Here is a 20,709-nt window from a genome sequence, read left to right as displayed (position 1 = left end):
GGCCCCCCTTCGCCCGCAAGCGGCCTCCAACAGGGCTTCGGTCCTGCGCTCCGCCGAGATCGACTGTTGGAGGGAGCTTGCTCGCGAACCGGCTCGGCCACTCTTCGCCCGCATGCGGCCAACAGGCGGTCTTTCTGCGCGTCCGGCGTTGGGCTGGAATCTCGCTTGGGATGGAAGCCCGTCCTTCGAATCCGATCGGATGATCCACCGGCTCGCCGATATCGCCTGCCGCGACGCTCCGATGCCAGGACGCTACGCAACCATGGCTGAGATTCATGCGTAATCAGGAAGGGCTTTACCGAACATCGCCGCCCGGCGGGCGGCCGGGTGCCCTCCGGTGCTCCCGGCTGGCGGGGCCCGCTCCGAGCATCGCAGGGAACCCGAGCGCAGCTCGGGCGCCTTTGCGGGAACAGCGCTTTTGGTTACTTTTGTCGCAACAAAAGGAACTCGCATCAGCCCGCGCAGCGGGCGGCGAAACGCCTTTGAAGTTGTTTTTGATCCCCAGAAAAGCAGGCAACAACCCCCGGGTGCGCTTCGCTTACCCGGGCTACAGAAACCTCAACGAGTACACGGAGCGGCCGCCGGCCGCCCCAGCTCACAACGGCGAATAGTCGAATTTCAACCCACCCACCGACGCCTCGGCCATCAGGCCACCGCGCCCGAGGATGAACACCGCCACCCCCTTCTCGTAACTCGTCGTCGCCCCCACCCCGGCGGCCGCGGCAATGGCCGTGGCCTGGGCGGAGAACTCGAAATTGCCCCGCTGGAAGGTGGTCAGCGCCGCCTCGTCCTGGAAGAAGATGATCATGGAGAAGTTCTGCGCGCCGATCTGGAAGCCGACGGTGCCCTGGATCATCCGGCTGCGGCCGATCGGGTCACCGCGTTCGAACACGATGCCGTTGCCGAAGGCGCCGCCGACGCCGAGACCACCCTTGCCGAGGCTGGGGAACACGGCGTAGCCGTGGGCGTGATCGACCCAGTCCTTCAGTCCGGGATCGCGGTCGACGAAGCGCACGATGGCCGCGCGGGCGTCGGCCGTGAGCACGGTATCGGACTTGGTCGTCGCGCAGCCGGCCAGGACCAGCAGAGCCGGGACGGACAACAGGAACAGGCGGATACGGGAATCGGTCATCGGCGCTCTCCGGTGCAGTTGGACGATGGGTTGGACGGTCAATCGACTTCGATCGTTTCGGCCGAGGCAGGTTCCCCGCCGGCGTCGGCAAATTGCAAGCGCGCCAGGCGGGCGTACAGCGGCGAGCGCTCGAGCAGTTCTTCGTGGGTCCCTTCGGCGCGCAGTTCGCCCTGGTCGATGACCAGGATGCGATCGGCGCGCCGGACGGTGGCCAGGCGGTGGGCAATCACCAGCACGGTTCGGTCCCGGCTGGCTTCGTCGATGGCCTGCTGGACCAACCGCTCGCTCTCGGCGTCGAGGCTGGCGGTCGCCTCGTCGAGCAGCAGCATGGCCGGGGTCTTGATCAACGCCCGCGCAATCGCCATGCGCTGGCGCTGACCGCCGGACAGCCGGACCCCGCGCTCGCCGAGGAACGCCTCGTAGCCGTCCGGCAGGGCGTCGATGAACGGATCGGCATGGGCCAGGCGCGCAGCCGTTCGCACGGCATCGAGTCCGGCGGTCGGCCGGCCATAGCGGATGTTGTCGGCCGCCGTCCCGGAGAACAGCGCGATGTCCTGGCTGACCAGGCCGACCGCGTCGCGCAGGTCGACCGGGTCGATGTCCTTGAGATCGACCTCGGCCTGCGCGCCGCGGAGCAGCAACCGCCCGCCGTCGGGATCGTAGAAGCGGAGGATCAGCTGGAAGATCGTGCTCTTGCCGGCCCCCGACGGGCCCACCAGGGCCACGGTTTCGCCGGGTCGGACCTCGAATGAAAGATCATGCAGAACCGGGTGGTCGGAACGCGACGGATAGGCGAAGCGAACCCGGTCGAAACGCAGGCCGAGCGGACCGTCGGGCACGGCAACCGGACGCTCGGCCAGTCGTCGAGTGTCGTCGGCCTGGAGAAGCTCGGCGAGCCGCTCCATCGCTCCGGCCGCTCGCTGAACGCCGCCCCAGACCTCGCTGAGTGACGCGGTGGATCCGGCCGCCAGCAGCGCATAGAGCACGAACTGGCTCAGCTGGCCCGGGGTCAGGGTGCCGTCGAGCACGGCGCGCGCGCCGAGCCAGAGCACGAAGGTCACCGAGCCGAAGGTCAGCAGAATGACGAGCACGATCAGCAGCGTGGTGGCACGAATCCGATCGCGCTGGGCGACGAAGGCGTGCTCGACCTGGTCGCGGAACGTATCGGCCTCGCGCGACTCCTGGGCGAAGGCCTGAACCGTAGCGACCGCGTTGATCGTTTCATCGCCGTGGGCCGAGAAATCGGCCACGGCATCCTGGCCGCGTCGCGAAAGCCGCCGGACCCAGCGCCCCAGGATGGCGACCGGGAGCATGACCAGCACGATCATCCCGCCGATGACGCCGGCCAGCGAGGGCGCGGTAACGACCAGCAGCACCGAGCTTCCGATCAACATCAGCAGGTTGCGGATGGCCACCGACGCGCTGGAGCCGATCAAGGATTCGACCAGGGTGGTGTCGGTGTTGAGTCGCGACAGCACCTCGCCGGTGCGGGTCGTGGCAAAGAATTCGGGGCCGAGCCGGATGATCCGGCGATAGACCGACTCGCGAAGGTCGGTCACGATGCGCTGGCCGAGCCAGGACACCCAGTAGAAACGCAGCCCGCCGGCCACGGCCATGACGGTCGCCGCGCCGAACAGCAGCCAGAACCAGCGATCGATGGTCTCGGGGTCTTCGGCCATGAATCCGCGGTCGATGACCTGCCCGACCGCGGCAGGAATGGCCATCGTGCCGGCCGCGGCCAGGACCAGGAACAGTCCGGCCAGGCCGATCTGCAGCCGGTAGCGGAGCAGGAACGGCCGAAGCGCGCGCAGCGAGCGGACGTTGCGGCTCGGATTGCGGTCGCGGGTCGGATCGACGGCGCTCACGGCCGGACCTCCGCCGGGGCCGGCGGCGGCTCGACCGACGCCCGCGCCACCCGCCGCTGCAGCCGGGCGTAGCGCCAGGCCGAGGCCGAGTACAGCGCCAGCGCCGCCCAGATCAAACCGAAGGCCACGGCGTGGTGGACCGTGAACGGCTCGCGGAACAGGAAGACGGCCAGGCAGAACGACATCGACGGCGCAATGTACTGCATCAGGCCAACGGTGATCAGCGGCAGGCCGCGTGCGGCCGTGGCAAACAGCAGCAGCGGGACCACGGTCACCAGCCCGCCGCCGATGAGCAGCAGGTCCAGCGACCCCTCGGCAGACCCGAACACCATCTCGCCGCGGCCGTCGAGCAGCAGTAGCCAGAGCAGCGCGACCGGCATCATCATCAGCGTCTCCCAGAACAGCCCGACCATCGGCCCGACATCGGTCACTTTGCGCACCAGTCCGTACAGCCCGAAGCTGACCGCCAGCCCCAGCGCCAGCCACGGTGGATGTCCGATACGGACGGCCAGGTAGATCGTTCCGGCCGCCGCCAGCACCACCGCGATGCCCTGTGCGCGCTGCATTCGCTCGCCCAGAACCAGCGTACCCAGCAGCACGCTGACGAGCGGATTGATGAAATAGCCCAGGCTCGTCTGCAGGACTCGATCGGTATTGACCGCGTAGACGAAGATCAGCCAGTTGATCGCCACCAGCAATCCGGACAGCAACAGCGCGCGGGCAACCCGGGCCGGGATCCGCACCTGGGCCAGAAACCGGCCGCGATGACGAAGCAGGAGCACCAGGGCCAGCATGGCCACCGACCAGACGACGCGGTGGGCGATGATCTCGTCGGCGCCGGCGGCCTGGACCAGCTTGAAATACAGCGGGACCAGGCCCCAGAGCCCGTACGCGCCGAGCCCTGCCAGTAACGGCACTGGCAATCCGGACGACGCCGACGGCGCGGATTCGCGATCAGCCGTCATCCGGATCGGGGTCCTCGCCGTCGTTTCGGGAACGGAGCCAGTCGATGACACGCCGCGAAGCCTCGTCACGCAATGCCTCGCCGAGGTCCGGTGTGATTTCGGGAGAGGTCAGCGTACCGCTCAGCCGCACGGGCACCCGCTCCAGCCGCTCCCCGGCCAGCCGCAGCTGGCCGTCGAGCGCCAGGCCATCGAGGTCGAGCGCCAGCGTTCCACCGACGCCGAGCCGCTCGGTCAGCAGAGACAGCCCGCTGAGGTCGACGACGCCGTCGTCGATCGAAAGTGGCCCCGCGAACTCGCGGAATCGCGTGCGACCACCGAGACCCTGACCAACCGCGGCCGCGATGTCACGCGCGACCAGCGCATCGACCATGGCATCCAGGTCCAGGCCCTCGATGGCCCCGTCGCGAAGGTCGTAGCGACCCGTTCCATCGAGCGAGGCCAGCACGGCATCGGGCGTGACGCCGCGACCGGTCAGCTGCAGGGCCAGTGAACCCGAGCCGGACAGGAAACCGCCCAGGCCCCAGGGCGCAAGCGCATCGGACAGGCTTTCGAGTTCGAAACGTGGCCGCAGATCCAGCACCGGCGGCTCGGCGTTGACGTCGAGCTCGGCGCTCGCATCGACCCGGCCGCCCTCCAGGATCGCCTGCAGAGGATCCAGTCGAACCACGCCATCGCTCGCAGTCAGGCGGGCCTCGACCTGCGTCAACGCCAACCCGCCGATCCGCATCGCGTCCAGCTGCAGATCGGCGTCGGCATCGAGCCGGCGGAAGATCAGCAGCGGCGACACCGAGTCGTCGTCGACCTCGGGCGACTCCGCCTCCGGCACCAGGGCCAGCAATGCGTCGACATCGAGCTGCTCGCCGCGCACGGTGGCCGAAACGCTCGGTCGCGGCGTGCCACGCCACTCGGCGGTAACCCGCAGCGAATCCTCGCCGATGACCACCTGCCCATCGACCAGACGAGCCAGCACCGGATCACCGGTCCGGACCTCCAGCGAACCCTCGAGCGCCAGCTGCAGTTCGCCGCTGTACGCTTCGAACTCGAGATTCTTCAGCTGGATCGATCCGGCCGCACGCGGCACGCGAAGGGTTCCGGTCAGCTCCAGGTCGCGCAGCACCGGCGGATCGCCGACCTGGCCCCGGAATACGAACGGAACGTCGGCGTCGAACCGGAACGACTCGATCTCGAAACGACGCAGCAGGAACTCCTGCGCGTCCGGCGACCCGCTCTCGCTGACCACAAGACGGACGTCATCGAGTCGCACCGCCTCGACCTCGATCTCGGCGCCCGATGAGTCGGTTTCCGCGGTCGAATCTGCTGGAGCGCGGGCGGCCTGGACCAGACCGTCCAGCGTCGAACGCCCACCGGCGTCGGTATGCAGTCGAATGTCCGCGCCGGCGAGTTCGATCGCGCCGGTCTCGACATCACCGCGCAGCAAGGGCCACACCGCAATCGTCATCCGGAACGCATCGGCGGTGAACAGGTCGGGGCCGTCGTAACCGGCCGGGCCGGACAGCCGCACATCGCGCGCGACGAGCTGGATGCGGGGAAACAGGTCCAGCTGCAGCGGACCGTCGAGGATCAGCGTGCGCCCGGTCCGTTCGCGAACTTGCTCGACGGCAATCGCCTTGAGCCGCGCTTCGTCGAGCACGATCACCACCGTTGCCCACAATCCGAGCACCACGATCAGCAGTGCGGACAGAAAGATGAGGAACTTGCGCATCACCGGCCCCGATCCGACAGAGCCGATATTGTAGCGCGGTGATCCCGAGGCCCTGTCGAGACCCAAAGAAAAAGCCCGGCGCAGTGGCCGGGCCTTCCTGAACCTCCGGTCATGAACCGGAAAACTTAATCGGCGGCATTCGCACCCGGGGCGTTCGGGCGATCGACCAGTTCGACGTAGGCCATCGGGGCCTTGTCGCCGGCCCGGAACCCGCACTTCAGGATACGGACGTAGCCGCCCGGACGCTCGCGGTAACGCGGGCCCAGCTCGCCGAACAGCTTGCCGACCGCTTCCTTGTCGCGCAGCCGTGCAAACGCCAGGCGGCGCTTGGCGACGGTGTCCTCACCGGCCATGGTGATCAGCGGCTCGGCGACCCGGCGAAGCTCCTTGGCCTTCGGCAGCGTGGTCTTGATCAGTTCGTGCTTGAACAGGCTGGAGGCCATGTTCTTGAACATCGCCTGGCGATGCGACGAGTTACGGTTGAGCTTGCGGCCCGATTTACGGTGACGCATCGTGGTTCTCCTTAAGCAGTTTCGCGCGCAAGGTTGGACGGCGGCCAGTTCTCCAGCCGGGTGCCCAGCGAAAGATCATGCGCCGCGAGGACCGTCTTGATTTCGGTCAGCGACTTCTTGCCCAGGTTGGGCGTCTTCAGCAGCTCGGTTTCGCTGCGCTGGACCAGGTCACCGACATACTGGATGTGCTCGGCCTTCAGGCAGTTGGCGGAACGCACGGTCAGCTCGAGGTCGTCGATCGGACGCAGCAGCACCGGATCGAAGGTCTGCTCGTCGCGCGTTTCTTCGTCCTTGTCGCGAGCGACGAAGTCGACGAATACCGACATCTGGTCGACCAGGATGCTGGCGGCCAGCTTTACCGCGTCTTCGCACGACAGCGTACCGTTGGTCTCGATATCCAGCACCAGCTTGTCGAGGTCGGTGCGCTGTGCGACACGCGCGCTTTCCACGCTGTAGGCCACGCGATGAACCGGGCAGTACGACGCGTCGAGCTGCAGGCGCCCGATGGTGCGCGACTCTTCCTCGTTGAACCGCAGCGTCGCAGCCGGCTGGTAACCGACGCCCTTGGTCACCTTCAGCTGCATGTGCAGGTTCTGCTTCTTGGTCAGGGTGCAGATCACATGATCCGGATTGACCACCTCGACGTCATCGGTCAACTGGATATCGCCGGCCGTGACCGGACCCACCTTGTCGGCCGACAGCGTCAGGGTGGCTTCGTCGCGGTTGTGCATGCGAACCGCAACACCCTTGAGGTTCAACAGTACCTCGACGATGTCTTCCTGCAAGCCCTCGACCGAGGTGTACTCGTGCAGCACGCCGTCGACATCGGCTTCGGTGATGGCCGCGCCCGGGATGGACGACAGCAGCACGCGACGCAGCGCGTTGCCCAGGGTGTGGCCGAATCCGCGCTCGAGCGGTTCCAGCGTGACCTTGGAGCGACGCGGCGAAAGTTCTTCGACGATCAGGCCTTTCGGCTTGAGCATCGTTTCGATCAGTGAATACGCACTCGACATGAATGCCTCTCTCAATTCGTCTTGCTCGTTCAAGAACCCGGATGCCGGGTACGAGGTTCGTCCCGGCCGTCGCTGCTTACTTGGAGTAGAGCTCGACGATCAGGTTTTCGTTGATGTCCGGCGGCAGATCGTCGCGGTCCGGAAGTGCCTTCAGCGTTCCTTCGAACTTGTCCAGGTCGGACTCGCACCACGGCGCGACCATGTCCAGCTCGCGCGCGACGGTTGCGGCTTCCTGGACCCGAAGGTGCTTGCGCGCCTTCTCCCGAACCGCGATCCTGTCGCCCGGCTGGACCTGGGCCGAAGGGATGTTCAGCACGGCGCCATTGACTTCGATCAGGCGATGGCTGACCAGCTGGCGCGCCTGGGCACGTGTGACGGCGAAGCCCATCCGGTAGACGACGTTGTCCAGCCGGCCTTCCAGCAGGCGCAGCAGGTTCTCGCCCGTCGCGCCCTTCTGCTGCGCGGCCTTCTTGTAGTAATTGCGGAACTGCTTCTCGAGCACGCCGTACATGCGGCGCACCTTCTGCTTTTCGCGGAGCTGCAGCGCGTAGTCGGACATGCGCTGACGGCGGCCAGCACCATGCTGCCCCGGCGGCTGCTCGAGCTTGCATTTCGAGTCGAGGCTGCGTGCCGGGCTCTTCAGGCTCAGGTCCACGCCTTCGCGTCGAGCCAGCTTGCAGGTCGGTCCAGTGTATCGTGCCATTTCGGTGTCGCTCGTTCGGTAGTGATTCGGCTTAGACGCGGCGCTTCTTCGGCGGTCGGCAGCCGTTATGCGGAATCGGCGTGACGTCGATGATGTTCGTGATCTTGTAGCCAAGCGCGTTCAGCGAACGCACCGACGATTCGCGGCCCGGGCCCGGCCCGTTGACGCGGACCTCGAGATTCTTCAGACCGTATTCCTGCGCGGCGCGGCCGGCGTTCTCTGCAGCCACCTGCGCAGCGAACGGAGTCGACTTCCGCGAACCGCGGAAACCGGAACCGCCCGAGGTCGCCCAGGAAAGCGCGTTGCCCTGACGGTCGGTGATCGTGATGATGGTGTTGTTGAACGAGGCATGCACGTGGGCGATGCCGTCGGTCACGGTCTTCTTGACCTTCTTCTTGCCCTTGGCGGTCTGCTTGGCCATGCTTCTTCAGTCCTCAGCGAATCGGACGACGCGGGCCCTTCCGGGTACGCGCGTTGGTTCGGGTACGCTGCCCGCGAACGGGCAGACCGCGACGATGGCGCAGGCCGCGGAAGCAGCCCAGGTCCATCAGTCGCTTGATGTTCATGCCGACTTCGCGGCGCAGATCACCCTCGACGGTGAACTCACCGACGGTCAGGCGGATCTTCTCTTCCTCGCCCTCGGTCAGATCGCGGACCTTGGTCGACGGATCGACACCGGTCGCCTCGCAGATCTGGAAGGAGCGGGTCCGACCGATGCCGTAGATCTGGGTCAGCGCGACCCAGATGTGCTTGTTTGGCTGCAGATTGACGCCAGCGATACGAGCCATGAATGCGTTCCTTGTAGATTCCTACAATCAGTTCCGACTGCCGGAGCGTCCGGGCAACCCTGCCCGACGCAAACCGACAATGTTAGCAGTTTTTCAGACGATTTCCAAGCCCTGCACTCAGCCCTGACGCTGTTTGTGCTTCGGGTCGGTGCAGATCACGAAGACCACACCCCGGCGCCGCACGATCTTGCAGTTGCGGCAGATTTTCTTGACCGATGCCTGAACTTTCATTGTTCCATTCCTCTACGTCGATTCTGGACGTCCGCGCCGGCTCGGCCGGCAAAACGGAAGCCGCCCTTACCTGCGGACGACTCCGGAGCGTCCGTAACCCTTCAGATTCGCCTTCTTCAGCAGGCTGTCGTACTGATGCGACATCAGATGCGCCTGGAGCTGGGCGATGAAATCCATCGTCACAACGACGATGATCAGCAGCGACGTTCCACCGAAGTAGAACGGCACGTTGTAGCGCATGATCAGGAACTCCGGCAGCAGACACACTCCTACCAGGTAGACGGCACCGACCGCGGTCAACCGCGTCAGTACGTAGTCGATGTACTCGGCCGTCTGACGGCCCGGACGAATGCCCGGGATGAACGCGCCCGATTTCTTCAGGTTGTCCGCCGTCTCGCGCGAATTGAACACGATGGCGGTGTAGAAGAAACAGAAGAACGCGATCAGGCCACCGAACAGCAGCACGTAGACCGGCTGACCCGGCGACAGTTGATCGGCCAGGCGCTGAAGCCAGGTCGACTGGCCGGCCTGCCCGAACCAGGTACTCATCGTGGCCGGGAACAGCACCAGCGACGATGCGAAGATCGCCGGGATCACGCCCGACATGTTGACCTTCAGCGGCAGGTGAGTCGATTGGTTCTGGTAGGCCTTGCGGCCCTGGCGCTGCGCGTAGTTGACGGTAATCCGTCGCTGACCCCGCTCGACGAAGACGACGAAAGCGGTGACGGCGAACGCCAGGACGATCAGGAACAGCACGATCAGCGGCCCCAGCTGACCGGTCCGGACCAATTCCAGCGTGTTGCCGATGGCAGCCGGCAGACCGGCGACGATACCGGCGAAGATGATGATCGAAATGCCGTTGCCGATTCCCCGCTCGGTAACCTGCTCGCCGAGCCACATCAGGAAGACGGTACCGGCAGTCAAGGTGACGATTGCAGCGAACATGAAGCTCGGCCCCGGCGTCATCACCACCGACAGCCCGGCCCCGGCGCTCTGCGACTGCAGCGCAGCGGCCACGCCGAACGACTGGAACAGCGCCAGTACCACGGTAAAGTACCGCGTGTACTGGGTGATCTTGCGTCGCCCGGCTTCACCTTCCTTGCGCAGCTGCTGAAGCTGCGGAATGGCGTGGCTCATCAACTGCATGATGATCGCGGCGGAAATGTACGGCATGATCCCGAGCGCGAAGATCGAGAAGCGGCCCAGCGCGCCCCCCGAGAACATGTTGAACACGTCGACGATCGTGCCGCGTTGCTGGTCCATCAGCTGCAGCAGGGCCTCCGGGTTGATCCCCGGCACCGGGATGAAGGTGCCCAGGCGGTAGACCGCCAGCGCGCCCAGCACGAACAGCAGCCGGTTGCGGAGTTCCGTCAACCGACCCATGCTGCCGAGCATTCCGGCCATGTTCGAGGGACCCGAAGCCATTATTCGACCTTGCCTCCGGCCGCTTCGATGGCCTTGGCGGCACCGGCAGTGACGTCGATTCCCTTGAGGGTCACGGCCCGCGTCAGCTCACCGGTATTGATGACCTTGACGCGCCGCGTCGAGCGCGGCACGACGCCGGCATTCTTGAGCACGTCCAGATCGATCACTTCGGCGTCGAGACCATTGATCTGGTAGAGGCGAAGCTCACGGGTGAAGGTGTTCACGGCCGAGTTGAAGCCGACCTTCGGCAGGCGACGCTGCAGCGGCATCTGACCGCCCTCGAAACCGGACTTGGTGAAGCCGCCGGAACGGGACTTCTGACCCTTGTGGCCACGGCCACCGGTCTTGCCGAGACCGGAACCGATCCCGCGCCCTACGCGCTTGCGGCTGCGCTTCGAACCTTCGGCCGGCTGAATGGAGTTCAGTTTCATGGTGATATCCGTCAATGCGATCTGTTTCGGGTGCGACGGGCGGACGTCAGACGTCCTCGACGCGCACCAGGTAGTTGACCTTGTTGATCATTCCGCGAACCGCCGGGGTGTCTTCGAGCTCGACGGAGTGGTGCATCCGCCGCAGACCGAGACCACGAACGGTTTCGCGGTGTTTGCCGATGGTGCCGTTCGGGCTGCGGACCAGGGTCACGCGCACGCGGCCGGGTGTCTTCTTAGCCATGGTTTTCCAGGATCTCCTCGACGCTCTTGCCGCGCTTGGCAGCCACCGATTCCGGAGACGCCATGGCCTCCAAGCCCTTGATGGTTGCGCGGACCAGGTTGATCGGGTTGTTGGAACCGACGCTCTTGGCCAGAACGTTGTGGACGCCGACGGCCTCGAACACTGCGCGCATCGGCCCACCGGCAATGACGCCGGTCCCTTCCGAAGCAGGCTGCATATAGATCCGCGAACCGCTGTGGCGGGCCTTGACCGGATGCCAGAGCGTGCCCTGGTTCAGAGGAATCCGCTTCATGTCGCGGCGGGCCTTTTCCATGGCCTTCTGGATCGCCAGCGGCACTTCGCGCGCCTTGCCGTAGCCGAATCCGACCTTTCCATTGCCGTCGCCGACCACGGTCAGCGCCGTGAAGCCGAACTGACGGCCGCCCTTGACCACCTTGGCCACGCGGTTGACCGCAACCAGCTTCTCGATGAAGTCGTCGGACCGTTCGTGTTCTCTCGCCATATCAGTTGTCCAAAATCGTATGGATTAAAACTTCAGACCCGCTTCGCGGGCAGCGTCGGCCAGCGACTTCACTCGACCGTGGTACTTGAAACCGGATCGGTCGAACGCGACCTCCTCGATGCCTTCGGCAAGCGCCTTGGCGGCAATCGACTTGCCCACGGCGGCGGCCGCCTCACGGTCGCTGGTGGACTTCAGATCCTTGCGCAGGTCCGCCTGCACGGTCGACGCCGAGGCAATCGTCCGATCACCATTCGCGGTCAGGACCTGGGCATACATGTGCCGGCCCGTCCGGAAAACGGAAAGACGGTGCTTCTCGCCCCGTGCGATTCGAGCACGCGCCTTGCGAGCGCGGCGGAGTCTGGATTCGTTCTTCTGGCTCATCTCAATGCGTCCTTGCATCAGGCCTTCTTGGCTTCCTTCATCACCACGCGCTCGTTTGCGTAGCGAACACCCTTGCCCTTGTAGGGCTCCGGCGGACGATAACCGCGGATCTTGGCCGCGACCTGGCCGACCATCTGCTTGTCGGCGCCCTTGACGACGATCTCGGTCTGGCTCGGCGTCTCGACGGTCACGCCCTGCGGCACATCGAACTCGACCGGGTGACTGAATCCGAGCTGCAGGTTGAGCTTGTTGCCCTGGGCCTGCGCGCGGTAGCCGACCCCGATCAGGTTCAGCTTCTTCTCGAACCCGTCGGTCACGCCGATGACCATGTTGTTGACCAGCGCACGCATGGTGCCGGCCATGGCCATGGTCCCGCCTTCGGCCGGCGCGAAGGTGAGCACACCTTCGTCGTTCGCGACCTCGACGCTCGGATGCAGATCCAACTGCAGCTCTCCGTTCGGACCCTTGACCTTGATGACCTGGCCGTCCTGGTTGAACTGGACCGCCTTCGGCAACTCGATCGGGTTCTTGGCAATTCTGGACATCTCGATCTCTCCCGTCAGGCGATGGTGCAGAGCACTTCGCCGCCGTGGCCTTCACGGCGAGCGCGCGCATCGGTCATCACGCCCTTCGAAGTGCTCACGATGGCCACACCCAGACCGTCCTGCACGCGCGGCAGGTCGTTGGCGCCGAAATAGAGGCGGCGGCCCGGCTTGCTCACGCGACGCAACGAGTCGATCACGCCGCGACCGTTCATGTATTTGAGCTCGATTTCAAGCTCGGCGGTCGTGCCCTCGCCGGTGACCCGGAAGTCCAGCACGTAGCCTTCTTCCTTCAGCACCTCGGCGATAGCCACCTTGACCGTGGAGACCGGCATGGACACGCTCTTCTTGTTCACAGCCTGCGCATTTCGGATGCGCGAGAGCATGTCGGCGATCGGGTCATTCATACTCATCGTCTTCGATCCTCTTACCAGCTGGCCTTGCGCAGGCCGGGGATGTCGCCGTTCATGGCGGCTTCGCGCAGCTTGTTGCGCGCCAGGCCGAACTTGCGGTAGTAGCCGCGCGGACGCCCGGTCTGCTGACAGCGATTCCGACCGCGCGCCGGGCTGGAATCGCGCGGCAGCTTGCTCAGCGCGAAGATTGCAGCCTGCTTCTCTTCGAAATCGACGTCCGGATCGGCAATGAGGCGCTTGAGTTCGGCACGCTTGGCAGCGTACTTGCCTGCCAGCTGGGTCCGCTTCTCGTCGCGCGCGATCATGGATTTCTTGGCCATAGTTCTCTAGTGCTCCTTATCGTTCGCGGAACGGGAAGCCGAACGCTTCGAGAAGCGCCTTGCCTTCCTCGTTGCTCTTCGCGCTGGTCGTGATCGCGATGTCCATTCCGCGGATCGCGTCGACCTCGTCGTAGTTGATTTCCGGGAAGATGATCTGTTCCTTGACGCCGAGGTTGAAGTTGCCCCGCCCGTCGAAGCCCTTCGGGCTGATCCCGCGAAAATCCCGGACGCGCGGCAGCGCGATGCTGATCAGTCGGTCCAGGAATTCGTACATGCGGTCCCGGCGCAGCGTCACCTTCGCCCCGATCGGATAATCGTCACGAATCTTGAAGCTGGCAACGGACTTGCGCGCCTTGGTCACGACCGGCTTCTGGCCGGCCAGCTTGGTCATATCGCCAACGGCCTTCTCGATGACCTTCTTGTCGGCCACGGCCTCGCCCAGACCCATGTTGATCGTGATCTTCTCGATGCGGGGCACCTGCATGACGTTGTCATAGCCGAACTTTTCCTTCAGCTGACCCGCCACGGTGTCCCGATAGAATTCCTGCAACCTGCTCATCTTCTTGGCCTCAAATATCGACGACTTCGCCGGTGGAACGGAACACGCGAACCTTGCGTCCGTCCTCCAGCATCTTGAATCCGACGCGATCACCGCGGTCCGTCGCCGGGTTGTACAGCATCACGTTGGAGGCATGGATCGGAGCTTCACGCTCGACGATCCCGCCCGGCTGCTGACGCTGCGGGTCCGGCTTCATGTGACGCTTGACCATGTTCACGTTCTCGACCAGGTACCGGTCTTCCGACAGGACCTTGAGAACGTGACCGCGCTGGCCCTTGCTGCGGCCGGCAATCACGATCACTTCGTCACCCTTGCGAATGCGTTGCATGTCTGAACTCCTTACAGCACTTCCGGTGCCAGCGAAATGATCTTCATGAACCGCTCACCGCGAAGTTCGCGGGTCACCGGCCCGAAGATACGGGTTCCGATCGGCTCGAGCTTGTTGTTCAGGATCACCGCGGCGTTGCCGTCGAAGCGGATCAGCGACCCGTCGCGACGACGCACGCCCTTGCGGGTCCGAACGACGACGGCGTTGTACACCTCGCCCTTCTTGACCTTGCCGCGCGGGATGGCGTCCTTGACCGTCACCTTGATGACGTCGCCGATGTTGGCGTAGCGGCGCTTCGAACCGCCCAGCACCTTGATACACATCAGTTCGCGGGCACCGCTGTTGTCCGCCGCCGACAGTCTGCTCTGCATCTGGATCATTGTCTGCTCCGCTCCGCCTTACTGTGCGCGCTCGACGATTTCGACCACTTTCCAGCTCTTCGTCTTGGAAAGCGGGCGGCCCGGCGCAATGCGCACGGTATCGCCTTCGTTGCACTCGTTGTTTTCGTCGTGCGCGTGCACCTTGCTGGACCGACGGATGTACTTGCCGTACAGCGGATGCTTCAGCATGCGCTCCAGGCGCACGGTCACGGTCTTGTCCATCTTGTTGCTGATGACCTTCCCGGTCTGGACGTGCTCGACGCGCTTGTTTTCGTTGTTCTCGCTCATGCCTGTTCACCCTGCGGCTGGTTCAATACCGTCTTGACGCGCGCGATATCGCGGCGCACCTGGCGCAGCTTGTGCGGCTCGGTCAGCTGGCCGGTTCCCAGCTGCATGCGCAGCTCGAACTGCTCCTTGCGCAGATCCACCAGCAGGTCCTTGAGTTCCTGCTCGGACTTGCTCTTGATTTCCTTCGCCTTCATCACAGCGACCTCGCAACCATCGTGGTCTTGACGCTCAGCTTCGCAGCCGCGCGACGAAACGCCTCGCGGGCAACGTCTTCACTGACGCCCTGAATCTCGTAAATCACGCGGCCCGGCTGGATCGGGGCCACCCAGTACTCGACGTTGCCCTTGCCCTTGCCCATACGGACTTCGACCGGCTTGTTCGTGATCGGCTTGTCCGGGAAGACGCGGATCCAGAGCTTGCCGCCACGCTTGACGTGACGGGTGATTGCACGACGGGCCGCTTCGATCTGGCGGGCCGTGATGAAACCACGCGTGGTGGCCTGCAGCGCGTATTCACCGAAGCTGACCTTGTTGCCGACCAGGGCCAGTCCACGGTTCCGGCCCTTCTGGACCTTGCGGAATTTGGTTCGTTTCGGCTGAAGCATCTCAGTTCTCCCGACCTGCGCCCTTACCGGACGCCTTCTCTTCCTTCTTTTCGGCGTGCAGGTCGAACACGTCACCGGTGTAGACCCAGACCTTGACGCCGATGACGCCATAGGTGGTCCGCGCGGTGGCCACGCCGTAGTCGACGTTCGCGCGCAGCGTGTGCAGCGGCACGCGGCCTTCGCGGTACCACTCGCTGCGCGCGATATCCGCACCGTTCAGGCGGCCGCCGACCTGGACCTTGATGCCCTGGGCACCCAGCCGGATCGCGTTGCCGACCGCGCGCTTCATCGCGCGGCGGAACATGATGCGGCGTTCCAGCTGCTGCGCGATGCTGTCTGCAACCAGCTTGGCGTCGAGTTCCGGCTTGCGGATCTCGCTGACGCTGACGGCCGTCGGCACACCGAGGATGTCGGTGAGCTTGCGGCGGAGGCGCTCGATATCCTCGCCCTTCTTGCCGATCACGATGCCCGGACGCGCGGTGTGAATCGTCACCTGTGCCTGCTTGGCCGGTCGCTCGATATGAACACGGCTGACCGCGGCCTGCGCAAGCTCCTTTTCGATGAACTTGCGCGCGGCAAGGTCACTGTTCAGGTTCGCGGCGAACTCTTCACGCTCGGCGTACCAGCGAGCACCCCAGTCCTTGGAGATGCCCAGGCGAATACCGGTTGGATGTACCTTGTGACCCATAACAGTTCCTTATTTCTCCGCGACCGTGATCGTGATATGACTCGTGCGCTTCAGGATCCGCGTGTAGCGCCCTTTTGCACGAGCCCGGCCGCGCTTGAGCGTCGGGCCTTCGTCGACCATGATGCAGCTGACGGTCAGTTCGTCGATGTCTGCACCCTGGTTGTGCTCGGCGTTGGCCACCGCACTCAGCAGGACCTTGCGCACGATGTGCGCACCCTTCTTGGTGCTGAAGCTGAGCAGCTCGTCGGCCTTTTCAACCGGCAGGCCACGAACCTGATCCGCCACCAGCCGTGCCTTCTGCGCCGAGATCCGCGCGCCTCGCAGTTTTGCAGTCGCTTCCATGGACAGTTCCATCCTTACTTCGTCTTGCGGTCGGCCTGGTGGCCCTTGAACGTCCGCGTCGGGGCGAATTCGCCCAGCTTGTGGCCGACCATGTTCTCGTTGATCAGCACGGGCACGTGCTGCCGGCCGTTATGGACGGCAATCGTCAGCCCGACCATGTCCGGCATGATCATCGAACGGCGCGACCAGGTCTTGATCGGACGCTTGTTGTTGGTCTCCAACGCAGCCTCCACCTTCGCGTGCAGGTGGTGGTCGATGAACGGCCCTTTCTTCAGTGAACGTGGCATTGCGATTTCCTGTTACTTGCGTTTGCGCGTGCGGACGATGAACTTGCTCGTGCGCTTGTTGGTCCGCGTACGCTTGCCCTTGGTCTGCACACCCCACGGGGTGACCGGATGACGGCCGCCGGAGGTCTTGCCTTCACCACCCCCATGGGGGTGATCGACCGGGTTCATGACCACACCGCGAACCGTCGGGCGAACTCCGCGCCAGCGCTTGGCTCCGGCCTTGCCCAGCTTCTCGAGGTTGTGCTCGCTGTTCGAGACCTGGCCGATGGTGGCGCGGCACTGCACGTGGATCTTGCGCATTTCGCCGGAACGCAGCATCAGCGTGGCGTAGCGACCTTCGCGAGCCACCAGCTGGACCGATGCGCCGGCAGACCGAGCCAACTGGCCGCCCTTGCCCGGCTTCATCTCGACGTTGTGGATCGTCGTCCCGACCGGAATCGAATTCAGCTTCATCGCATTGCCGGACTTGATCGGCGCTTCCGTGCCGCTCATCACCTCATCGCCGGCGAACAGGTCACGCGGAGCGAGAATGTAGCGACGCTCGCCGTCGGCATACTTGATCAGCGCGATGTGCGCACTGCGATTCGGATCGTATTCGACCCGCTCGACGGTGCCACGAATGCCGTCCTTGTCGCGCTTGAAATCGATGACGCGATAGCGCTGCTTGTGCCCACCGCCCTGGTGACGGGTGGTGATCCGGCCGTTGTTGTTTCGTCCGCCGGTCGAATTCTTCGCTTCGGTCAGTGCCTGATGCGGCTTGCCCTTCCACAGATGATCGTGGCGGACGCGCACCTGGCCGCGACGGCCCGGAGACGTTGGTTTTGCCTTGACGATTGCCATGCTTGCTTTCCCGGCTATTCGTTAATCTGCGCTCAGCTGCTCGATCGTCTGACCGGACTGAAGGCGGACATATGCCTTCTTCCAGGTCTTCTGACGACCGGGACGCAGCCGGAAGCTCTTGGTCTTGCCCTTGACGTTGACAACGCGGACGTTGTCGACCTTCACGTCGAACAGACCTTCCACCGCCTCGCGGATCTCGGCCTTTTCGGCGTCGCGGGCCACTTCGAACACGTACTGGTTCGAGTCGGCCTGCAGGCGTGCCGTCTTCTCGGACACATGCGGCATCCGCACGATCTGGTACATGCGTTCCTTGTTCATGCCAGCCACTCCTGGATCTTGGTGATCGCTGCGGTGGTCACGACCACCTTGTCGGCCGCCACCAGGCTGACCGGATCGATCTGATCGACGGTCACGACGAACACGCCCGGAATGTTCCGGCTGGCCAGGAACAGGTTGGTGTCCAGTTCCGCATCGACGATCAGGCTCTTGTCGAGGCCCAGCGACTGCAGCTTCTCTGCCAGCACCCGGGTCTTCGGCTCCGCGATGCCCAGCGAATCGACGACCACCAGACGTTCCTGGCGGACCAGTTCCGACAGGATCGCCTTGATCGCTCCGCGGTACATCTTGCGGTTGACCTTCTGCGAATGGTCACGCGGCTGCGCCGCGAACGTCACGCCACCGCTGCGCCACAACGGGCTGCGGATGGTGCCGGCGCGCGCGTTGCCGGTGCCCTTCTGGCGCCACGGCTTGCGACCGCCGCCGGAAACCGCCGAGCGGTTCTTCTGGGCCTTGGTGCCGGCACGTGCGCCTGCGAGGTACGCGGTCACCACCTGGTGGACCAGCGCCTCGGAGAACGGACGGTCGAACACGGTGTCTTCGACCGTGATCTTGCTGCTGCCGCCAGTGATTGCAAGTTCCATGATTGCGTTCCTTCCTGTTAAGCCTTCACCGCCGGGCAGACCACGACGTGGCCGCCGGGCGCACCCGGAACGGCGCCGCGGATCAGCAGCAGGTTGCGGTCCTTGTCGACACGCACGACTTCGAGATTCTGGGTGGTGACCCGCTCGGCGCCCATGTGCCCGGCCATCTTCTTGCCCTTGAACACACGGCCCGGCGTCTGGCACTGGCCGATCGAACCCGGTGCGCGGTGCGACAGCGAGTTGCCGTGCGTCGCGTCCTGGGTCCGGAAGTTGTGGCGCTTGATCACGCCAGCGAACCCCTTGCCCTTGCTGGTACCGGTCACGTCGACCTTCTGGCCGTCGGTGAACCGTTCCACGGTGATCTCGGAACCGACTTCCGGCAGATCGCCATCCTCGGTTTCGATGCGGAATTCCCAGAGGCCCTCACCCGGCTCGACGCCGGCCTTGCGGTAGTGACCTGCGAGGGGCTGGTTGACCAAAGACGCACGGCGGCTGCCGGTGGTGACCTGGATGGCCGCGTACCCGTCGCGCTCGATGTCGCGAACCTGGGTCACGCGATTCGGAGCCACTTCGACCACGGTCACCGGAACGGACGTACCGTCCTCGATGAAGATCCGGGTCATGCCCCGCTTGCGTCCTACGATTCCAATTGCCATGACTGCCTATCCTCGTCAGTACAGCTTGATCTGGACGTCCACGCCGGCGGCCAGATCGAGTTTCATCAGTGCATCCACGGTCTTGTCGTTCGGATCCACGATGTCCATCAGACGTTTGTGGGTGCGGATCTCGTACTGATCCCGCGCATCCTTGTTGACATGCGGAGAGGTCAGCACGGTGTAGCGCTCCTTCCGCGTCGGAAGCGGGATCGGACCGCGAACCTGGGCTCCGGTCCGCTTGGCCGTGTCGACGATTTCCTGCGTCGAACGATCGATCAAGCGGTGGTCGAAACCCTTCAAACGAATACGAATTCTCTGTTCGGCCATTGCCGTTACGCCTTTAGTCTGTCAAAGAACACTTGTTTTTCACCGACCCTCTCGGCCAGCGAAAAGCACGCTGGAGTCGACCCGCCGAGCGGGTCGCTCCCAGCCCGCGCGGTTACTTGTGGATCTTGGCAACCACGCCGGCACCCACGGTCCGACCACCCTCACGGATGGCGAAACGCAGACCTTCTTCCATGGCGATCGGTGCGATCAGCTCGACCTGGATCTTCACGTTGTCGCCCGGCATCACCATCTCGACACCTTCCGGCAGCTCCACGGCACCCGTCACGTCGGTCGTGCGGAAGTAGAACTGCGGACGGTAGCCCTTGAAGAACGGCGTGTGACGGCCGCCCTCTTCCTTGCTCAGCACGTACACCTCGGCTTCGAAGTGCGTGTGCGGCGTGATCGTGCCCGGCTTGGCCAGCACCTGGCCGCGCTCGACGTCGTCACGCTTGGTGCCGCGCAGCAGCACGCCGACGTTGTCGCCCGCCTCACCGCGATCCAGCAGCTTGCGGAACATCTCCACGCCCGTGCAGGTCGTCTTCGTGGTGTCCTTGATGCCGACGATTTCCAGCTCGTCGCCCACCGTCACGATGCCGCGCTCGATGCGACCCGTCACCACCGTACCGCGACCCGAAATCGAGAACACGTCCTCGATCGGCATCAGGAACGGCTTGTCGGTGTCACGCTCCGGCGTCGGAATGTAGGTGTCCAGCGCCTCGACCAGCTTCATGATCGACGGCACGCCGATGTCCGAATCGTCGCCTTCCAGCGCCTTCAGCGCCGAACCGGTGATGATCGGGGTGTCGTCGCCCGGGAAGTCGTAGCTCGACAGCAGCTCGCGGACTTCCATCTCCACCAGCTCCAGCAGCTCTTCGTCGTCGACCATGTCCGCCTTGTTCAGGTAGACCAGGATCTGCGGAACGCCGACCTGGCGCGCCAGCAGGATGTGCTCGCGCGTCTGCGGCATCGGGCCGTCGGCCGCCGACACCACCAGGATCGCGCCGTCCATCTGCGCCGCACCGGTGATCATGTTCTTGACGTAGTCGGCGTGCCCCGGGCAGTCCACGTGGGCGTAGTGACGCGCGTCCGACTCGTACTCGACGTGCGCCGTCGCGATCGTGATCCCGCGCGCACGCTCTTCCGGCGCGTTGTCGATCTGATCGTAGGCGCGGAACTCGCCGCCACGCGCTTCCGCGCACACCTTCGTCAGCGCCGCCGTCAGCGTGGTCTTGCCGTGGTCGACGTGACCGATGGTGCCGACGTTCACGTGCGGCTTCGTACGTTCGAATTTAGCCTTGGACAT

General features: G+C 64.6%; 33 protein-coding genes. All 33 read right to left on the bottom strand.

What is annotated here, in order from left to right; all coding sequences use genetic code 11:
• Positions 1 to 595: 595 nt before the first annotated feature.
• Entirely contained in the window at positions 596 to 1,132 is a 537-nt protein-coding gene (locus HFP89_RS01195) for a YSC84-related protein (protein ID WP_168715817.1), read from the bottom strand.
• 38 nt (positions 1,133 to 1,170) lie between these two features.
• Positions 1,171 to 2,997: an ABC transporter transmembrane domain-containing protein gene (locus HFP89_RS01190; RefSeq protein WP_168715816.1), complete on the bottom strand. Its 1,827-nt coding sequence runs from the start codon at positions 2,995 to 2,997 to the stop codon at positions 1,171 to 1,173.
• Positions 2,994 to 3,914, bottom strand: coding sequence for an EamA family transporter RarD (gene rarD / locus HFP89_RS01185; RefSeq protein WP_206212169.1), 921 nt, complete (start codon positions 3,912 to 3,914; stop codon positions 2,994 to 2,996). The genes HFP89_RS01190 and rarD overlap by 4 nt, the downstream gene beginning before the upstream one ends.
• 37 nt (positions 3,915 to 3,951) lie before the next feature.
• On the bottom strand, positions 3,952 to 5,685 hold the full coding sequence (locus HFP89_RS01180; RefSeq protein WP_168715814.1) for an AsmA family protein: 1,734 nt from the start codon (positions 5,683 to 5,685) through the stop codon (positions 3,952 to 3,954).
• A gap of 125 nt (positions 5,686 to 5,810) precedes the next feature.
• Positions 5,811 to 6,197: a 50S ribosomal protein L17 gene (gene rplQ, locus HFP89_RS01175; protein WP_168715813.1), complete on the bottom strand. Its 387-nt coding sequence runs from the start codon at positions 6,195 to 6,197 to the stop codon at positions 5,811 to 5,813.
• Between the two features lie 11 nt (positions 6,198 to 6,208).
• A complete protein-coding gene (rpoA, locus tag HFP89_RS01170; RefSeq protein ID WP_168715812.1) occupies positions 6,209 to 7,180 on the bottom strand; it encodes a DNA-directed RNA polymerase subunit alpha in 972 nt (323 codons plus the stop codon).
• Between the two features lie 106 nt (positions 7,181 to 7,286).
• Positions 7,287 to 7,913, bottom strand: coding sequence for a 30S ribosomal protein S4 (rpsD, locus tag HFP89_RS01165; protein WP_168715811.1), 627 nt, complete (start codon positions 7,911 to 7,913; stop codon positions 7,287 to 7,289).
• Positions 7,914 to 7,944: 31 nt separating this feature from the next.
• Positions 7,945 to 8,334, bottom strand: a complete 390-nt coding sequence (gene rpsK / locus HFP89_RS01160) for a 30S ribosomal protein S11 (RefSeq protein WP_168715810.1) — start codon at positions 8,332 to 8,334, stop codon at positions 7,945 to 7,947.
• A 13-nt stretch (positions 8,335 to 8,347) separates the two neighbouring features.
• Positions 8,348 to 8,701 carry a 30S ribosomal protein S13 gene (gene rpsM, locus HFP89_RS01155; protein ID WP_168715809.1) on the bottom strand — a complete coding sequence of 118 codons (354 nt, stop codon included), beginning with the start codon at positions 8,699 to 8,701 and terminating at the stop codon, positions 8,348 to 8,350.
• Positions 8,702 to 8,818: 117 nt separating this feature from the next.
• Positions 8,819 to 8,932: a 50S ribosomal protein L36 gene (gene rpmJ, locus HFP89_RS01150; RefSeq protein ID WP_168715808.1), complete on the bottom strand. Its 114-nt coding sequence runs from the start codon at positions 8,930 to 8,932 to the stop codon at positions 8,819 to 8,821.
• Between the two features lie 66 nt (positions 8,933 to 8,998).
• Complete coding sequence (gene secY, locus HFP89_RS01145; protein WP_168715807.1) at positions 8,999 to 10,357, bottom strand: preprotein translocase subunit SecY; 1,359 nt, start codon at positions 10,355 to 10,357, stop codon at positions 8,999 to 9,001.
• The gene (gene rplO / locus HFP89_RS01140) at positions 10,357 to 10,788 is read right to left on the bottom strand and encodes a 50S ribosomal protein L15 (RefSeq protein WP_168715806.1); all 432 of its coding nucleotides are present in this window, start codon (positions 10,786 to 10,788) and stop codon (positions 10,357 to 10,359) included. The genes secY and rplO overlap by 1 nt, the downstream gene beginning before the upstream one ends.
• Before the next feature lie 46 nt (positions 10,789 to 10,834).
• Entirely contained in the window at positions 10,835 to 11,029 is a 195-nt protein-coding gene (gene rpmD, locus HFP89_RS01135; RefSeq protein WP_168715805.1) for a 50S ribosomal protein L30, read from the bottom strand.
• Entirely contained in the window at positions 11,022 to 11,531 is a 510-nt protein-coding gene (rpsE, locus tag HFP89_RS01130; RefSeq protein ID WP_168715804.1) for a 30S ribosomal protein S5, read from the bottom strand. Before rpsE ends, rpmD begins: the two co-directional genes overlap by 8 nt.
• 24 nt (positions 11,532 to 11,555) lie before the next feature.
• A complete protein-coding gene (rplR, locus tag HFP89_RS01125) occupies positions 11,556 to 11,912 on the bottom strand; it encodes a 50S ribosomal protein L18 (protein ID WP_168715803.1) in 357 nt (118 codons plus the stop codon).
• Between the two features lie 17 nt (positions 11,913 to 11,929).
• A complete protein-coding gene (gene rplF, locus HFP89_RS01120; RefSeq protein WP_168715802.1) occupies positions 11,930 to 12,457 on the bottom strand; it encodes a 50S ribosomal protein L6 in 528 nt (175 codons plus the stop codon).
• Positions 12,458 to 12,471: 14 nt separating this feature from the next.
• Complete coding sequence (rpsH, locus tag HFP89_RS01115; protein ID WP_168715801.1) at positions 12,472 to 12,867, bottom strand: 30S ribosomal protein S8; 396 nt, start codon at positions 12,865 to 12,867, stop codon at positions 12,472 to 12,474.
• 14 nt (positions 12,868 to 12,881) lie between these two features.
• On the bottom strand, positions 12,882 to 13,187 hold the full coding sequence (gene rpsN / locus HFP89_RS01110) for a 30S ribosomal protein S14 (protein WP_168715800.1): 306 nt from the start codon (positions 13,185 to 13,187) through the stop codon (positions 12,882 to 12,884).
• A 16-nt stretch (positions 13,188 to 13,203) separates the two neighbouring features.
• Positions 13,204 to 13,746 (bottom strand): 50S ribosomal protein L5, encoded by a 543-nt coding sequence (gene rplE, locus HFP89_RS01105; protein ID WP_168715799.1) that lies wholly within the window; start codon positions 13,744 to 13,746, stop codon positions 13,204 to 13,206.
• 10 nt (positions 13,747 to 13,756) lie between these two features.
• The gene (gene rplX, locus HFP89_RS01100; protein ID WP_168715798.1) at positions 13,757 to 14,074 is read right to left on the bottom strand and encodes a 50S ribosomal protein L24; all 318 of its coding nucleotides are present in this window, start codon (positions 14,072 to 14,074) and stop codon (positions 13,757 to 13,759) included.
• A gap of 11 nt (positions 14,075 to 14,085) precedes the next feature.
• Positions 14,086 to 14,454, bottom strand: a complete 369-nt coding sequence (gene rplN / locus HFP89_RS01095; protein ID WP_168715797.1) for a 50S ribosomal protein L14 — start codon at positions 14,452 to 14,454, stop codon at positions 14,086 to 14,088.
• 18 nt (positions 14,455 to 14,472) lie between these two features.
• Complete coding sequence (rpsQ, locus tag HFP89_RS01090; protein WP_168715796.1) at positions 14,473 to 14,742, bottom strand: 30S ribosomal protein S17; 270 nt, start codon at positions 14,740 to 14,742, stop codon at positions 14,473 to 14,475.
• Positions 14,739 to 14,936 (bottom strand): 50S ribosomal protein L29, encoded by a 198-nt coding sequence (rpmC, locus tag HFP89_RS01085; protein WP_168715795.1) that lies wholly within the window; start codon positions 14,934 to 14,936, stop codon positions 14,739 to 14,741. Before rpmC ends, rpsQ begins: the two co-directional genes overlap by 4 nt.
• Positions 14,936 to 15,346: a 50S ribosomal protein L16 gene (gene rplP, locus HFP89_RS01080; RefSeq protein ID WP_168715794.1), complete on the bottom strand. Its 411-nt coding sequence runs from the start codon at positions 15,344 to 15,346 to the stop codon at positions 14,936 to 14,938. Before rplP ends, rpmC begins: the two co-directional genes overlap by 1 nt.
• A gap of 1 nt (position 15,347) precedes the next feature.
• Positions 15,348 to 16,034, bottom strand: coding sequence for a 30S ribosomal protein S3 (rpsC, locus tag HFP89_RS01075; protein ID WP_168715793.1), 687 nt, complete (start codon positions 16,032 to 16,034; stop codon positions 15,348 to 15,350).
• A gap of 9 nt (positions 16,035 to 16,043) precedes the next feature.
• Positions 16,044 to 16,382 carry a 50S ribosomal protein L22 gene (gene rplV, locus HFP89_RS01070; RefSeq protein ID WP_240955806.1) on the bottom strand — a complete coding sequence of 113 codons (339 nt, stop codon included), beginning with the start codon at positions 16,380 to 16,382 and terminating at the stop codon, positions 16,044 to 16,046.
• A gap of 8 nt (positions 16,383 to 16,390) precedes the next feature.
• Entirely contained in the window at positions 16,391 to 16,663 is a 273-nt protein-coding gene (rpsS, locus tag HFP89_RS01065; protein WP_168715792.1) for a 30S ribosomal protein S19, read from the bottom strand.
• A gap of 12 nt (positions 16,664 to 16,675) precedes the next feature.
• A complete protein-coding gene (gene rplB / locus HFP89_RS01060; protein ID WP_168715791.1) occupies positions 16,676 to 17,503 on the bottom strand; it encodes a 50S ribosomal protein L2 in 828 nt (275 codons plus the stop codon).
• Between the two features lie 21 nt (positions 17,504 to 17,524).
• A complete protein-coding gene (gene rplW / locus HFP89_RS01055; RefSeq protein ID WP_168715790.1) occupies positions 17,525 to 17,821 on the bottom strand; it encodes a 50S ribosomal protein L23 in 297 nt (98 codons plus the stop codon).
• Positions 17,818 to 18,423, bottom strand: coding sequence for a 50S ribosomal protein L4 (gene rplD / locus HFP89_RS01050; protein ID WP_168715789.1), 606 nt, complete (start codon positions 18,421 to 18,423; stop codon positions 17,818 to 17,820). The genes rplW and rplD overlap by 4 nt, the downstream gene beginning before the upstream one ends.
• Positions 18,424 to 18,440: 17 nt before the next feature.
• A complete protein-coding gene (gene rplC / locus HFP89_RS01045; protein ID WP_168715788.1) occupies positions 18,441 to 19,079 on the bottom strand; it encodes a 50S ribosomal protein L3 in 639 nt (212 codons plus the stop codon).
• A gap of 15 nt (positions 19,080 to 19,094) precedes the next feature.
• Positions 19,095 to 19,406: a 30S ribosomal protein S10 gene (gene rpsJ, locus HFP89_RS01040; RefSeq protein ID WP_168715787.1), complete on the bottom strand. Its 312-nt coding sequence runs from the start codon at positions 19,404 to 19,406 to the stop codon at positions 19,095 to 19,097.
• Between the two features lie 112 nt (positions 19,407 to 19,518).
• Entirely contained in the window at positions 19,519 to 20,709 is a 1,191-nt protein-coding gene (tuf, locus tag HFP89_RS01035; RefSeq protein WP_168715786.1) for an elongation factor Tu, read from the bottom strand.

The organism is Wenzhouxiangella sp. XN79A (assembly GCF_012272825.1).
GTDB lineage: Bacteria > Pseudomonadota > Gammaproteobacteria > Xanthomonadales > Wenzhouxiangellaceae.
This window is presented reverse-complemented; position numbering and strand designations above follow the sequence as displayed.

What these genes read in the sequence shown, in the direction of transcription:
- HFP89_RS01195 (WP_168715817.1), bottom strand. Translation starts at nt 1,132, where the DNA reads ATGACCGATTCCCGTATCCGCCTGTTCCTGTTGTCCGTCCCGGCTCTG.
- HFP89_RS01180 (WP_168715814.1), bottom strand. Translation starts at nt 5,685, where the DNA reads ATGCGCAAGTTCCTCATCTTTCTGTCCGCACTGCTGATCGTGGTGCTC.
- rplQ (WP_168715813.1), bottom strand. Translation starts at nt 6,197, where the DNA reads ATGCGTCACCGTAAATCGGGCCGCAAGCTCAACCGTAACTCGTCGCAT.
- rpoA (WP_168715812.1), bottom strand. Translation starts at nt 7,180, where the DNA reads ATGCTCAAGCCGAAAGGCCTGATCGTCGAAGAACTTTCGCCGCGTCGC.
- rpsD (WP_168715811.1), bottom strand. Translation starts at nt 7,913, where the DNA reads ATGGCACGATACACTGGACCGACCTGCAAGCTGGCTCGACGCGAAGGC.
- rpsK (WP_168715810.1), bottom strand. Translation starts at nt 8,334, where the DNA reads ATGGCCAAGCAGACCGCCAAGGGCAAGAAGAAGGTCAAGAAGACCGTG.
- rpsM (WP_168715809.1), bottom strand. Translation starts at nt 8,701, where the DNA reads ATGGCTCGTATCGCTGGCGTCAATCTGCAGCCAAACAAGCACATCTGG.
- rpmJ (WP_168715808.1), bottom strand. Translation starts at nt 8,932, where the DNA reads ATGAAAGTTCAGGCATCGGTCAAGAAAATCTGCCGCAACTGCAAGATC.
- secY (WP_168715807.1), bottom strand. Translation starts at nt 10,357, where the DNA reads ATGGCTTCGGGTCCCTCGAACATGGCCGGAATGCTCGGCAGCATGGGT.
- rplO (WP_168715806.1), bottom strand. Translation starts at nt 10,788, where the DNA reads ATGAAACTGAACTCCATTCAGCCGGCCGAAGGTTCGAAGCGCAGCCGC.
- rpmD (WP_168715805.1), bottom strand. Translation starts at nt 11,029, where the DNA reads ATGGCTAAGAAGACACCCGGCCGCGTGCGCGTGACCCTGGTCCGCAGC.
- rpsE (WP_168715804.1), bottom strand. Translation starts at nt 11,531, where the DNA reads ATGGCGAGAGAACACGAACGGTCCGACGACTTCATCGAGAAGCTGGTT.
- rplR (WP_168715803.1), bottom strand. Translation starts at nt 11,912, where the DNA reads ATGAGCCAGAAGAACGAATCCAGACTCCGCCGCGCTCGCAAGGCGCGT.
- rplF (WP_168715802.1), bottom strand. Translation starts at nt 12,457, where the DNA reads ATGTCCAGAATTGCCAAGAACCCGATCGAGTTGCCGAAGGCGGTCCAG.
- rpsH (WP_168715801.1), bottom strand. Translation starts at nt 12,867, where the DNA reads ATGAGTATGAATGACCCGATCGCCGACATGCTCTCGCGCATCCGAAAT.
- rpsN (WP_168715800.1), bottom strand. Translation starts at nt 13,187, where the DNA reads ATGGCCAAGAAATCCATGATCGCGCGCGACGAGAAGCGGACCCAGCTG.
- rplE (WP_168715799.1), bottom strand. Translation starts at nt 13,746, where the DNA reads ATGAGCAGGTTGCAGGAATTCTATCGGGACACCGTGGCGGGTCAGCTG.
- rplX (WP_168715798.1), bottom strand. Translation starts at nt 14,074, where the DNA reads ATGCAACGCATTCGCAAGGGTGACGAAGTGATCGTGATTGCCGGCCGC.
- rplN (WP_168715797.1), bottom strand. Translation starts at nt 14,454, where the DNA reads ATGATCCAGATGCAGAGCAGACTGTCGGCGGCGGACAACAGCGGTGCC.
- rpsQ (WP_168715796.1), bottom strand. Translation starts at nt 14,742, where the DNA reads ATGAGCGAGAACAACGAAAACAAGCGCGTCGAGCACGTCCAGACCGGG.
- rpmC (WP_168715795.1), bottom strand. Translation starts at nt 14,936, where the DNA reads ATGAAGGCGAAGGAAATCAAGAGCAAGTCCGAGCAGGAACTCAAGGAC.
- rplP (WP_168715794.1), bottom strand. Translation starts at nt 15,346, where the DNA reads ATGCTTCAGCCGAAACGAACCAAATTCCGCAAGGTCCAGAAGGGCCGG.
- rpsC (WP_168715793.1), bottom strand. Translation starts at nt 16,034, where the DNA reads ATGGGTCACAAGGTACATCCAACCGGTATTCGCCTGGGCATCTCCAAG.
- rpsS (WP_168715792.1), bottom strand. Translation starts at nt 16,663, where the DNA reads ATGCCACGTTCACTGAAGAAAGGGCCGTTCATCGACCACCACCTGCAC.
- rplB (WP_168715791.1), bottom strand. Translation starts at nt 17,503, where the DNA reads ATGGCAATCGTCAAGGCAAAACCAACGTCTCCGGGCCGTCGCGGCCAG.
- rplW (WP_168715790.1), bottom strand. Translation starts at nt 17,821, where the DNA reads ATGAACAAGGAACGCATGTACCAGATCGTGCGGATGCCGCATGTGTCC.
- rplD (WP_168715789.1), bottom strand. Translation starts at nt 18,423, where the DNA reads ATGGAACTTGCAATCACTGGCGGCAGCAGCAAGATCACGGTCGAAGAC.
- rplC (WP_168715788.1), bottom strand. Translation starts at nt 19,079, where the DNA reads ATGGCAATTGGAATCGTAGGACGCAAGCGGGGCATGACCCGGATCTTC.
- rpsJ (WP_168715787.1), bottom strand. Translation starts at nt 19,406, where the DNA reads ATGGCCGAACAGAGAATTCGTATTCGTTTGAAGGGTTTCGACCACCGC.
- tuf (WP_168715786.1), bottom strand. Translation starts at nt 20,709, where the DNA reads ATGTCCAAGGCTAAATTCGAACGTACGAAGCCGCACGTGAACGTCGGC.